This is a genomic window from Actinomadura rupiterrae (assembly GCF_024172125.1).
Classification (GTDB): domain Bacteria; phylum Actinomycetota; class Actinomycetes; order Streptosporangiales; family Streptosporangiaceae; genus Spirillospora; species Spirillospora rupiterrae.
This window is the reverse complement of the sequence record NZ_JAMZEA010000013.1, coordinates 189,071-201,347: the sequence shown is the minus strand read 5'-3', so window position 1 is coordinate 201,347 and position 12,277 is coordinate 189,071. Positions and strand designations below refer to the sequence as shown.

At 71.6% G+C, this 12,277-nt stretch carries 14 protein-coding genes; 9 read left to right on the top strand and 5 right to left on the bottom strand.

Translation table 11 applies throughout. The features are described from left to right. The first annotated feature begins 41 nt into the window (after positions 1-41). From FHU30_RS37655 to FHU30_RS37645, 3 genes are all read left to right on the top strand, one after another. Complete coding sequence (locus FHU30_RS37655; protein WP_253882344.1) at positions 42-635, top strand: TetR/AcrR family transcriptional regulator; 594 nt, start codon at positions 42-44, stop codon at positions 633-635. Between the two features lie 301 nt (positions 636-936). After that, positions 937-1,722 (top strand): transposase family protein, encoded by a 786-nt coding sequence (locus FHU30_RS37650; protein WP_253874741.1) that lies wholly within the window; start codon positions 937-939, stop codon positions 1,720-1,722. Between the two features lies 1 nt (position 1,723). Then, the gene (locus FHU30_RS37645) at positions 1,724-3,154 is read left to right on the top strand and encodes a DUF6461 domain-containing protein (protein ID WP_253882343.1); all 1,431 of its coding nucleotides are present in this window, start codon (positions 1,724-1,726) and stop codon (positions 3,152-3,154) included. Here FHU30_RS37645 and FHU30_RS37640 read toward each other — a convergent pair. Both FHU30_RS37640 and FHU30_RS37635 read right to left on the bottom strand, forming a co-directional pair. Then, positions 3,135-3,716 carry a carboxymuconolactone decarboxylase family protein gene (locus FHU30_RS37640; protein WP_253882342.1) on the bottom strand — a complete coding sequence of 194 codons (582 nt, stop codon included), beginning with the start codon at positions 3,714-3,716 and terminating at the stop codon, positions 3,135-3,137. The two genes, FHU30_RS37645 and FHU30_RS37640, sit on opposite strands and share 20 nt — an antisense overlap. Next, entirely contained in the window at positions 3,706-4,041 is a 336-nt protein-coding gene (locus FHU30_RS37635) for a hypothetical protein (RefSeq protein WP_253882341.1), read from the bottom strand. Before FHU30_RS37635 ends, FHU30_RS37640 begins: the two co-directional genes overlap by 11 nt. A gap of 115 nt (positions 4,042-4,156) precedes the next feature. Between FHU30_RS37635 and FHU30_RS37630 the strand changes: the two genes are divergently transcribed. After that, entirely contained in the window at positions 4,157-4,813 is a 657-nt protein-coding gene (locus FHU30_RS37630; RefSeq protein ID WP_253882340.1) for a TetR/AcrR family transcriptional regulator, read from the top strand. Here the strand turns inward: FHU30_RS37630 and FHU30_RS37625 are convergent. Further along, positions 4,800-5,705, bottom strand: a complete 906-nt coding sequence (locus FHU30_RS37625; protein WP_253882339.1) for a hypothetical protein — start codon at positions 5,703-5,705, stop codon at positions 4,800-4,802. The genes FHU30_RS37630 and FHU30_RS37625 overlap by 14 nt on opposite strands. Before the next feature lie 132 nt (positions 5,706-5,837). Then, positions 5,838-7,283, bottom strand: a complete 1,446-nt coding sequence (locus tag FHU30_RS37620) for an FUSC family protein (protein WP_253882338.1) — start codon at positions 7,281-7,283, stop codon at positions 5,838-5,840. 100 nt (positions 7,284-7,383) lie between these two features. Between FHU30_RS37620 and FHU30_RS37615 the strand changes: the two genes are divergently transcribed. From FHU30_RS37615 to FHU30_RS37595, 5 genes are all read left to right on the top strand, one after another. Continuing rightward, positions 7,384-7,947, top strand: coding sequence for a MarR family winged helix-turn-helix transcriptional regulator (locus tag FHU30_RS37615; RefSeq protein ID WP_253882337.1), 564 nt, complete (start codon positions 7,384-7,386; stop codon positions 7,945-7,947). A 76-nt stretch (positions 7,948-8,023) separates the two neighbouring features. Beyond that, entirely contained in the window at positions 8,024-8,983 is a 960-nt protein-coding gene (locus FHU30_RS37610) for a hypothetical protein (protein WP_253882336.1), read from the top strand. A 239-nt stretch (positions 8,984-9,222) separates the two neighbouring features. Beyond that, positions 9,223-9,834: a TetR/AcrR family transcriptional regulator gene (locus tag FHU30_RS37605; RefSeq protein WP_253882335.1), complete on the top strand. Its 612-nt coding sequence runs from the start codon at positions 9,223-9,225 to the stop codon at positions 9,832-9,834. A gap of 96 nt (positions 9,835-9,930) precedes the next feature. Then, a complete protein-coding gene (locus tag FHU30_RS37600) occupies positions 9,931-11,106 on the top strand; it encodes an FAD-dependent monooxygenase (protein WP_253882334.1) in 1,176 nt (391 codons plus the stop codon). Positions 11,107-11,374: 268 nt separating this feature from the next. Further along, positions 11,375-11,587 (top strand): phosphotransferase, encoded by a 213-nt coding sequence (locus FHU30_RS37595; RefSeq protein ID WP_253882333.1) that lies wholly within the window; start codon positions 11,375-11,377, stop codon positions 11,585-11,587. Positions 11,588-11,725: 138 nt separating this feature from the next. Here the strand turns inward: FHU30_RS37595 and FHU30_RS37590 are convergent, their stop codons facing one another. After that, complete coding sequence (locus tag FHU30_RS37590; RefSeq protein ID WP_253882332.1) at positions 11,726-12,127, bottom strand: DUF7144 family membrane protein; 402 nt, start codon at positions 12,125-12,127, stop codon at positions 11,726-11,728. Between the last annotated feature and the right edge of the window lie 150 nt (positions 12,128-12,277).

Here is a 12,277-nt window from a genome sequence, read left to right as displayed (position 1 = left end):
AAGAGTCTGGACGTACAGTGATCGATATGCTGGGGAGTGCCATGACGCGTTACCGGGAGTCCGTCCGCTCGCTGCTGCGCGAGCGGCTGCTCGACGCCGCCTACGAGCGGGTCACCGACGGCGGCTGGGACGGCCTGCGCATCGCGCACATCGCCACCACCGCAGGAGTCAGCCGCCAGACCGTCTACACCGAGTTCGGCACCAAGGAGGCCATCGGCCAGGCCCTGGTCATGCGCGAGGTCGAGCGCTTCCTGCTCGGCGTCCAGGAGCAGCTGGACGCCCACCGCGACGACCCCGAGTCCGCCGCCGCGGCCGCCGTCCGCTTCACCCTGGCCACCGCCGCCGACAACCCGCTGGTCAAGAGCATCCTCACCAGCTCGCGCGGCGGCCCCGACGACCTGCTCACCCACCTCACCACCCGCTCCGAGCCGCTGCTCACCACCGCGACCGCCATGCTGGACGGCTACGCAGCCGAGGCCTGGCCGCAGATCGACGCCGAATCCCGCGCCCTCGCCATCGAGACCGTCGTCCGCCTGACCGTCAGCCACCTCGTCCAGCCGTCCCTCCCCCCCGACCTCACCGCCGCCCGCATAGCCCGCACCCTGGCCCGCATAGCCCTCCTCCCCGAAAACTGACCCTGTCGGCGCCGCCCGCTATGAAGGCGGTATGCCAAAGCCGAGGGACTGGCCGCGCATTCTGGGCGAGGCGGCTTGCGCGACCCTGGTCGAATCACCGGACGTCGAAGCCGTCGCCCGAGCCTTCGGCGCCCGCATGCCCCGCGCCCGCCGAGCGCCACTGAACCCATTTCATCCGCCGGTGAGGTCTCGCAGGTCACAGCATGATCGCGGGTTACGGATTCGGTCCATGAGGCAGAGAAGCCCCTGGTAGACGGGTTGATCACCACAACCACCACGTCCAGGAACCAGGGGCTTCTGCGTGCTGTTCTATCGTGCTGCCGTCGATTTGTCGCGTTCAACGCTGAACTACGTCGCTGGGCTGATTCGCCGCCGTCGCAAGGCGATCGGGTCGGTGTGGCGGCTGCTCAACCCCGGCCGGCAGGCTCTGCTGGTGCTGGTCCACCTGCGCAAAGACGAGACGTTCGCCGAGATCGCCGCGGGCTTTGAGGTGTCGGTGTCAACGGCGTGGCGGTATGTGGAGGAGACCGTGATGCTGCTGTCGGTCCGCTCACCCAAGCTCACCCAGGCGCTCGGGAAGGCCCGCCGGGACGGGCTGACCCACGTCATCTTGGACGGGACGCTCATCCACACCGACCGAGTCAAGGCCGACCGGCCCTACTTCTCTGGCAAGCACCGCGTCCACGGCATGAACATCCAGGTCATCGCGGGCCCGGACGGGACGATCCTGTGGACATCGGGGGCGCTGCCGGGCAAAGCCCACGACCTGGCCGCCGCCCGACTGTGGGGCATCCTGCGCGAGTTGGAGCGGGCCGGAATCCTCACCCTGGCCGACAAGGCCTACCAAGGCGCCGAGGCCACGGTCGTGATCACGCCCTACAAGGGCAAGAACAAGCCGGAGTCGCAGAAGCAGGCCAACCGCTCGCACGCCAAGCTGCGCGGGCCGGGCGAACGCGCGAACGCGCAGCTCAAGTCATGGCGCGTCCTGCGGAAACTGCGCTGCAGCCCGAGCAAGACCGGCCACCTCGTCAAGGCCATCGCCGTCCTCCAGAACCACCGCGCCGCTCAAGCCACCACCCGAGGATGAAATGGGTTCACTGAACGAGCTGGACGATTCGTTCGCCGACGAGCCGCAGGTCGCGCTGCGCAGCATCGGTGATTGGGTGCTGGCCATCGAGTTCAACGGCTACCAGGGCAAACGGCCGGAGGTGCTGCGTCGAGCCACCGAAACCTCCCGCGCGGTGTGCGTGTATTGGTGTTTGGGCGAGGCCCGCTTTTCCTACGCGGTCGAGGGCGCGGTCTGGACCACGTTCGACGCCCTATGGCCCGACCGCCGTTTCGGTACGAGTCCGGACTGCCTGCAAGCGGAGATGGCCGATCTGCCGTGGGACGATCCGCAGCACACGACGGCGCTGTCCGAACTCGCGTCCCGGGTGACCGGCCAGAGTCCTGACCGAACCTGGCTGCAGGGTGACTTCCTCATCGTCCCGATCCAGGAGTGGGAAGAGGACCTCCCCGCCGACATCCGGCCCGACCTCGCCGCGCTGACCTACAGCGAACCCGCGATCGCCTATGCGCTGCGCCATGCCGCCCCTGAGCGGCTGCGCCGTACCGCTCGGGCGGCGGCGGGTCACGCTGCCCGCGCTTTCGGGCTGGCGGATCATCCGCTAGTGGACGCCGCCTTGCACCGACAACCGACCGCCCTCGGCGCACTCGTCCGCGGGCTGAGAGACGCCGCACGCGATCAAGGCGGCGGCCCGGCCTGGGCCCCTGCCATGGCCGTCGAGGCTGTGCGCCACGCTTGCGGACCCGACCCGCTCGCCTCCGCTTTCGGCGCGGTCGAGAAAGCCCGCTCCGCCTGCCAGTACGCCCATCATGACGTGGCTGAACTGCGCGTTGCCGTCCTCGCGGCACTGGACGATCCGACCCCGCCCGCCGGAGCGAACGGAGCGCGCGCTGCCGACACCGGAACGCCGGTGGAGCGCTATGCCTGGATCGAGCGGCACTGGCTCGGGCCCGGCGCGGCTGTCGTGTACGTCCGCACGGATGATGTGGAGGGAGTCGCGCGGGCCCTTGGCGGCGCGCTTGATCGCGCGTCGACCGGCCCGGCCGTTCTGGCCGCAGATCAGTGGGCCCTGCGGACCGCCGGCGGCTGGGTGATCGCGGTTGGCTTCGGCGACGGCGGGCTTGGTCCGCAAGTCGCCCTGCAGGCGTTCTCGGCCGGTACCACGGCGGTCGCCGCCATCTGGTCGGCGCGGGGCAATTCGATCTTCTACCGGTTCGTCGACGGCCAGGCGTGCACCGTGTTCAGAGCGCTCAGGCCGCGCGACGCATCCGGGACCGAGCCCGACGCGTTGCTGGAGGAGGTCACCGATCTCGGACTTCCCCTGGATGGCGGCCCGGCCGCGCAGGCGCCGGGGCTGCTGGCGCTCGCCGAGCGCGTGACCGGGGTCGGGCTGCGGCCGGAGGCGCTCGACGGGACGCACTGGCTGGTAGCAGCTAGCGGTAGCCGCGTTTGAGGAGATAGGTGGCGCCGGCTTGGAAGGCTTCGGGGGTGAGGAGGGCGAAGGCGAAGGTGTCGGCGAGGCGGTCGGTGATGTTGAAGGCGGCGCAGACCGCGAGGGCGTCGCGGATCTGGTCGGGGGTGGCGCCGGCGGCCAGAACCTTGCGCATGTCGTCGGCGGTGAGCGTGCGCTCGCGGGTCAGGGTGCCGAGCATGCGGAGGGTTTCGCGGAGCGGCTCGGTCAGGTCGGCGGTGTCGAGGTCGGTGAGGGCTGCGGTGACGCGGTCGGCGTCCTGGTAGGCCTGGGTGGCGGTGGCGGTGTGTGCGGCGATGCAGAACGCGGTCCGGTTCACTTTCGACACGTAGGCCGCCATCAGTTCGCGGTCGCCGACCGACCAGGCGGACGGGCCGCGCATCGCCTCGTGGGTGAAGTGCTTGGCGCGGTCGCCGTAGAAGTCGGGTCGGTAGAAGACGATCCGGGCCGCGTCCGGAACGGGGTGGCCGGAGAAGCGGCGGATGAGTGCGAACAGCAGCTTGGTTCTGCGGGGATAACCGTGGTTGAGGACGTCAAGACGCATCGGCTGGGTTCTCCTCGGCGGTCGCTTCGGCCAAGGCGGCCAGTCCGGCGTCGTAAAGGCGGGTGGATTCGCCGACGGCGGCGCAGACCACCAGTTCGAATATCTGGTCCTCGGTGTGGCCGGAGGCCAGGGCGGCGGCCAGGTCGGTGTCGGTGACCTGCGAGGCGTCCTCGGCGACTTTGGCCATCAGCGCGTCCAGCGGCGGGGGCAGGCCGTTGTTGTCGAAGGCGAGAGCGCGCAGTTCGGCGGACGCCTCGCCTTTCCCGTTCCGCACGCGATCGGTCAGGGCTCGAAGTGCCGCGCGTTTCCTGTCGTCGTCCGGCATGACGACCGCCTCCTCCACTCGCCCCCTCAGCCTAGGACGGCGGCCCCGCCGGACGGCGATTTCCCCGAGCAAAGGAATCGGACGGGTTGCGTCCGCTTATTGGTAGGGTGGGGGCATGACGGCAGCGGTACCGGCGGTGGAGCGGCTCCTGGACGACGGCTCGGGGCGGCGGCCGCGCGCCGACGCCCGGCGCAACGTCGAGCGGCTGGTCGAGGCCGCGCGGGAGGCGGCGGCGGAGGGCGGCGAGATCACCGCCCACGAGATCGCGCGCCGCGCGGGCGTCGGCATCGGCACCTTCTACCGCCGGGTCGGGTCGCTGGAGGCGCTGCTGGAAGCGGTCCTGGGCGAGGTGCTGGCGGAGATCGTCGGCAAGGCGGACGAGGGCATCGACGACGCGGACCCCTGGACGGGCCTCACCGCGTTCGCGCTGTCCTACATCCGGCTGCGCAACGAGCTGTGCGACGTCAACAAGCGCCTGGGCAACGTGCTGGACCATTCGCGCGCCGAGTTGCGCGACCGCATCCGGCACCTGGTCGAGCGGGCGCAGCGGGCCGGGGTGATGCGGACGGACGTGACCTGGGAGGACGTCGCGTTCCTGCTGGTCGCGGCGTCCTCCACCGGTCCGCACACGCTGGGTCTTCAGGCGGGCGAGCAGCAGTGGGAACGCAACCTGCTGGTCGTCCTGGACGGCCTGCACGTCACCGAGCCGGGCGAAGCCCTGCCGGGCGAGGCCCTGCCGGGCAGGCCGCCCACCGCGGTCAGCACTTCTTGATCTTCGCCTGCGGGACGACCGCGGCGGGCAGTCCGGGCTGGGCCCACAGCAGGTAGCCGAGCCCGTCCATGTCCTTGGTGCTGCCGAAGAAGATGCCGTTCTTGGACTTGTGGACGGCCAGCCCATAGTGCCCGGCGCCGGTCTTGACGCACCAGGCGCTGTTCTTGTCGCCGGGCCACCCCTGGAGCTTGCCGCTCCAGGCGGCGGACGGGGTGGACATGCACGCGCCGAGCGTCGGCTGGTCGCTGCCGGAGTACCTGGCGGCCACCGTCCCGTTGATCAGCTCGGGGTCGCCGGTAACGTACTTGGTGTACCGGACGTCGGCGGCGGACGACTCGGGCGCGTCGTCCTTGAACAGCGAGTGGTGGAAGGTCTTGCCGGTCTCCAGGTCCTGGGACCCGCCGAGGTCTTTGGGTACGGTGCCGCGCACGGCGACGCTGTCGCCGCCGGCGGCGTCGGTGACCGCGACCTTCGCGCCCGTCCCGGCGGGGACGACCACCTTGATCTGCCGCTGCCGGACGTACAGGTCCACGTGGTCCAGCTGCGCGCCGTTCACGCTGACCTTCAGGTCGCGGTCGGTGCTGAGCTCGAACACCGAGGTCTGCTGCCGCCCGCCGAGGGTCTGCTCGATCAGCAGCCAGGTCTTGCCCGGCTTCACCTTGTGGTCGATGACGTACTTGGCCAGGCTGTCGGCGGCGAACAGGCCGAGGTCGACCGCGATGCCGGGGATCGTCTCGGGCGCCAGCTCCGGCAGCACGGCCAGCACGAACGGGGAGTAGACCTCGTAGGCGTTGGCGATCCGGGTCGCGGTGCACTGCGAGCCGGGGCAGGCGGCCGCCAGGCTGGCGGTGAGGGCGACGGTGGCCGCCGCCGTCGTCGTGCGTCGGAGCATGTTCCGTCCTCGGTGGGCTCAGCGGACGGGCCTCAGCAGGATCGTCCTGCCGCCCACGCCCCCGCATGAGGAAGGCGTACTCATCTGGACGCCGCGCACCGGCCCGAGGTTCGGAGCGACTTTGCCCGGCCTTTACCTTTCGCTTCCGCTGTCCAGCAGGACGACCAGGCGGCTCAAGTGGTCGTCGATGTCCAGCAGCGCCGTCACGGCGGGCGCGGTGCTTGGCGGCCGGACGGCTGGCCGGAACTGGACGCCGGGTCTGCGGCCTAGCGTTTTGCGCACGGCGATCAGGTTGCGCGAGACCTGCGCACTGAGTGCGTCCACCTCGGCAGGGACCGGATCGGGGTATGCCGCGCTCAGCGTTACCGCCGGTGCGGCGCACGCGCGGATCTCCTCCACGACCTCCACCCCGCGCGTCCGCCCGGAAAGCCTGCGCGCGGACAGCGGGGCGCGGGCGCGCAGCGCCGGGACGATCTGCTCCAGGAGTTCCACCGCGCGCGTGAAGTCCTCGGCGTCGCGCGCGTCCGTGCCGGGGGAGAGGACCGGGCCGAGCGCGGCCAGGGCGTCGGCGGCGCGGCGGCGCAGCACGTCGCGGGTCCGGATCGGCAGCACGAACCAGGACGCGCCGACCCCCAGCAGCCCGCCGAGCGCGATGCCCGCCAGCCGCGTCCGCAACAGGTCGCCCGACGCCTCGCCGAACCAGCCGTACAGCAGCGACAGCGCGGCGGTGACGCCGCAGGCCCAGTAGGCGTAGGCCGCCTCGCGCAGCCAGGACGCGACCGCGAGGACGACGAAGATCAGCACGACCGCGGCGTCCGCGCGCGGACCGAACGACCCGGCGACCAACGTCGCCACCACGGTGCCGGCCGCCGCGCCGACCGTCCGCTGGACGCCCTTGACCAGCACGTCCCCGCGGGAGCGGGCGCCGCTGCACACCAGGAACGCCGTCAGGACGGGCCAGGGCCAGTGATCGGGCCACAGCAGATGTCCGGCGACGAACGCGGCGGCCAGCGCCGCGGCCATCTGCAGAGCCATCCGCGTGGACGGACGGATGCGACGCGCGCTCGGCTTGGGTGGTGCCTGCGGCGCGGGCGGCTCGTCCCTCGCCAGGACGGTTTGAAGCGCCGCCACCCACACGCCCGCGATCAGCGCGATCACCGCCGACCACAGCGCCGTCCGGCCGGTGACCGGCGCCATCACCGGGCCTTGCGTGATCAGCAGGGCGACGAACGGCAGGACGGCGAGCGTCCCCGCCCGCGTGGCCCGGATCCCGAACCGGCGCACCCAGACCGTGGCCGGAACCGCCACGACGAACAGCGCGAACCCCGCGTAGGCGTGGTCGGCCATCACATACCGGACGGCCGAGGCGGCGAGCGTCGCCAGCGGTAGGACGGCCAGGCCGAGCAGGCGGTCGGTGCCGTCCATCCGCCGCTGGGCCCGCGCGGCCGTCAACGCGAGCACCACCGCCTGGATCACGGTGTCCACGTGCAGATGGGCGAAATGCTCGACGACCAGGGCGGACGCGTAGGCGCCCAGCGTTGCGGCCAGACCGACCGCCGCCGCGCGCAGATGTCGCAACCCGGGATCGAATCTCAGCGAAGTACTTCGCAACATCTTGCTTTCACCGCCCCAAGATTGGGCTTTCTGCCACTCCGATATTAAGCGCTATCTTAGAAACATGGCAGAGATGAGCGAGACGCGCTTGGAGGCGGCGGCCGACGTCCGGGAGGGCGCGATCGCGCTGTCGCGACGGCTGCGGTCGCGGCGCACCGCCCAGGCGCTCAGCGCCGCCAAGCTCGGCGTGCTGGGTCGGCTGCGCCGCGAGGGCCCGGCGACCGCGGGGGAGCTGGCCGCCGCCGAGCACCAGCTCCCGCAGTCGCTCACCCGCGTGTTCGCCGACCTGGAGCGCGACGGCCTGATCTCCCGGAGCCGGGACGCCGCCGACGGGCGCCAGGTCGTGTTCGCCCTCACCGATCCGGGCCGCCGCGCGCTCGCCGACGCCGTCGCCGAATGGGACGCCTGGCTCGCCTCGGCGATGGCCGGACTCAGCGACGTGGAACGGGAGGTGCTGCGCCTGGGCGCCCGCCTGATGACCCGCCTCGCCGCCGCCGACCCGCCATCCCGCCTGGCCGCCGCCGACCCGCCGTCCCGCCTGGCTGCTGCGGACCCGCCGCCCCGGTCGGGCACCGGCGACTCGCCGCCCGGTCCCGAGCCGTCCGACGGTCGGGGCGACGGAGTGTGAGGTCTCGGATGCGCCTGTCGTTGGCCGCTGCTAACGTCCGGCGCGTCCCGCATGATCACGTTCGGAGGCTCCCACCATGTCCGACATGCAGCCGCTGTTTCCCGAACTCGGCCTGCTGGCCGAGTTCGACGCCGCGCAACCCGACTTCTACGTCCACGGTTTCGAGATCGAACGCGGCCGGTCGTACGAGGACCCGGTGCTCGGCGACCGCGTCGTCACCTTCGCGCAGGCCAACGGCAGCGGCTCCCTGTACGGGATCTGGCGCCGCGACGACCGCGCCGACCCGGCGACGCTGCCGGTGGTCGCGCTCGGCGACGAGGGCGGCCTGCACATCGTGGCCCGCGACTTCCGCGAGTTCCTGCGGCTGCTGGCCTCGCTGCCCGGCGACTGCGAGCCCGACATCGACTGGGAGTGCTTCGGCCTGCGCGAATGCGACTGGGACGAGCCGCTCGACCAGTCCGCCTTCCGCGCCTGGCTGGACGAGACGTTCGGCATCACCCCCGCGGACGACTGGGAGCCGATCGTCGACGCCGCGCAGGCCGAACTCGAAGCCGAATGGGCGGCCTGGGTCCACCCGCTGATCCCCGACGCGGTCTGGTCGCCCGTCCACGAGCTGAACCTGCTGCAGCGCTTCGACGACCGGCTGTACGAGGGCTACGCCAACGGCTTCTGGCTGCTGGACGACTACGACGAGCGCAAGCGGATCACCAACCCCGCCCTCACCGCCGACATGTCCCCGTTCGCCGAGAACGACACCGACACCGTCTTCGCCCTGGACACCGCCGGACGCGTCCTGGCCGTCGGCAAGACCGCCGGCGTCCACGTCGTCTCCCGCGACCTGCGCGAGTTCTTCCAGCTGATCGCCGGCCTGACCGACACCGAGCTCTGGTGCGACGAGCACCAGGCCGGACTGCGCCCCTGCGAACCGGCGCCGCTGCGCGACAAGTACCTGGCCTGGCTCGAGACCACCCTCGGCCTCCGCCCCGCCGCCGACCCGTCCGCCCTCCTCCAATCCGCCCAAACCGCCCACCCCTGACCACCCGCGCACAAGCGGGCCGCGCACGAGCAGGCCGGGCACGAGTGGGCCGGGCATCCCCGCCACCCGGCTCGCTCCCTCCCGCACCCGCGGGTCTCGCCTCCGTCCGCCGGTCTCGCCCCACGTCCGCCGGGATGAATCGGGCGCCCGACTCTCGCGCGCCCGACTCCCGGAAGCCCGCCGTCGCCCGGCCCGGGCCGAGGTCGGGCTAGATTCGTAGCGGACCTCGGGAGGACACCTTGACCCATGGCGCGGCGCCCGCCGCGATGCTGGACACGCCGCGGCGCAGGCTGCTGGCCGACGCGGCGATCAGCACCCTCGCCCGCTCCGGCCTGCGCGGCCTGACCCACCGCGCGGTGGACGAGGCCGCCGGTCTGCCGTCCGGTTCCTGCTCGGCCTACTTCCGGACGCGCCAAGCCCTGCTCGGCGCCGCCGTCGAACGCCTCGCCGACACCGACCTCGCCGACATCGACACCGAAGCAGCCACCGCCCCCGCATCCACCACCAGCGCACCCGACCTTGAAAGCGTCGCCGACCTGGCCGCCGACCTGGTCGAACATCTGGCGACAGCCGGACGCGAGCGCGTCCTGGCGCGCTACGAGTTGCTGCTGGAGGCGACTCGCCGCCCCGAACTCGGTGCCGTCCTGGCCCGCTCCGCGCACCGGCATCAAACCCTCATCCAGGACATCCTCACCGCCCGCGGCGTCGCAATCCCCGCCGCCCAGCTCCCTGTCCTGCTCGCCTGCCTGGACGGCCTGCTGCACGAGCGCCTCGTCGGCTCGTCCACCGCCCGTATCGACCGCGCCGAGATCAAGGACGCCGTCCTGCGCCTGCTGCGCGCCTTCGCCTGACGGCCCCGCTCCCGTGACCTCGGTCACCGCCGCACCGCCCAGCCTTCTACAGCTGTAGAGTCAGCTCGTTCTGCAGATGTAGAAGGGAGGGCCTGAGTGCCCAGGGAACTGCCCGCCAGGACCGACGTCCTGGTGGTGGGGGCCGGCCCGGTCGGGCTCACGCTCGCCACCGCGCTCACCCGCGCCGGCGTCGACACCGTGGTGATCGACAAGGCCACCGCGCCCGCGCCGACATCGCGCGCGACGGTGGTGCACGCCCGCTCGCTGGAGGTGCTGCGCGGGATCGGCGCGACCGACGTCCTGCTCAGCCAGGGGATCAAGGTGCCCCGGTACACCGTCCGCGACCACGACCGCGTGCTGCTGCGGATCGACTTCGGGACGCTGCCGACCGACTACCCGTTCGCGCTGATGATCCCGCAGCACACCACCGAGCGGATCCTCGCCGACCGCCTCGGGAGCGTCGGCGGCGCCGTGCTGCGCGACCGCGAACTGGCGCACATCGGCCAGGAGAACGGCCAGGTGATCGCGAGCATGACCGACGGCCGGACGATCCGGGCCCGCTACGCGGTCGGCGCCGACGGCATGCACAGCCGCGTGCGCGAGCAGGCCGGCATCGCCTTCATCGGCGGCACCGACGCCGAGTCGTTCGTCCTGGCCGAGTTCCGCCTGGACTGGAACGAGGCCGCCGACGAGCAGTTCCTGTTCTTCTCCACCGAAGGAACCGCCCTGGTCTCGCCCCTGCCCGGCGGCCTGCACCGCGTCGTCGTCACCGTGGACGAGGCCCCCGAGGCGCCGTCCCTGGACCAGATCCGCACCCTCCTGGCCGAGCGCGGCCCCCGGCGTCACCCGGCGACGGTGAAGGACCTGGTGTGGAGCTCGCGGTTCCGCGTCCACAACCGGCTCGCCGCCCGCTACCGCGCCGACCGCATTTTCCTCGCCGGCGACGCCGCCCACGCGCACAGCCCGGCAGGCGGCCAAGGCCTGAACACCGGGGTCCAGGACGCCATCGACCTCGCGGGCAGGCTCATCGCCGTCCTCCAGGACGGCGCCGACGACACCGTCCTGGACGGCTACGAAACCCAACGCCGCCCGGTTGCCGAAGACGTCCTCGCCTTCACCCACCAGATGACCCGCATGGCGACCCTGCGCGGCCGTCCCCTGCGCGAACTCCGCAACATCTCCCTGCGCGGCCTCGGCCTGATCCCCGCAGTCCGCCGCAGCACCGCCATGAACCTGTCCGAACTCGCCACCGCCACCACCCGCCGCCGCTGAGCCGATCCCCATGACAGCCGTCGCCCGCTCACCGCTGCACCGGCACCCCCATCCGCCCACCGCGCCCGATCCAGGTACCGGGCGGCTGGGGGAACCAGATGTGGCGCCTCGGGGACGAGCTGGCAGTCCGAATGCAGCGCATGGAGCCACCTCCTGGAGGAGCAACATCCCGACCTTGCCGGGCTGACCATCCGGACGTTGCCGCCGAAGTCGGACGGTCTGGAAGGACGCCGCTGCGGCCGGCGCATGGGAAAGGCCGCCGGTATGGGTGCACGGCGACCTCCACCCGGCCAACGTCGTCGTCTCGGACGGGACGCTCGCAGGCATCGTCGACTTCGGTGACCTGCTCGCCGGTGACCCGGCGTGGGACCTCGCCGCCGCCTGGGTGCTGCTCCCCGCAGGCACCGCATCCGGTTCTTCGACACCTACGCACAAGCAGACGAGGCGGCGATCCGGCGCGCCCGCGGCCTGGCCGCTCTGAAGAGCCTGTTCCTGATGCTCATGGGCCAGAACGGAGAACAGGGCCTCCCCGGCGGCAAGGCCCACTGGGGCCCTGCCGGCCGAGCAGCCCTCGACCGCGTCCTGAAAGGCATGTGACACAGCCCCGAACCAGAAAGGGTCAGCCGGTAGCGTCCCTGGGCGCGGCGACCAGGCCGTAGATGACCAGGACGGCGAGCACCATGTTGATGATCGACCAGATCGGGTAGGCGCCGAGGAAGGCGAACTGCCCGATCATCGCCAGCCCGGCCAGGAACACGCCGGCCCACCGGGCCCAGGCCTTCCCGGTCAGGATGCCGACACCGACCGCGATCTGGACGATCCCGACGATCAGCCAGATCCAGCCCCAGGCGGTGTAGCTGAACACCAGCAGGTTCCCGTCGGGGGTGACGAAGTACTCCTTCTTGAACAGGGCCACGATGCCGTCGACGGCGTTGAAGATCCCCAGTAGGACGGCGAGCATCCCGGCGAAGGCGAGCCACCCCGAGTGGGTGCTATGCCGAACAGGTGCGGTCGTCATCATGACCCCTTTCCTGGCGGAACGTCCCTTAAGTCGCCGTTACTCCAGATCGCCACAAGAGAAGGCCACCCCCCGGTAATCCTTCGGCAGCCCCCCCGCAGCTCCACGCCTCTTAACGTGATGCGCAGCCACCACCCACCGGCCACCATGTGC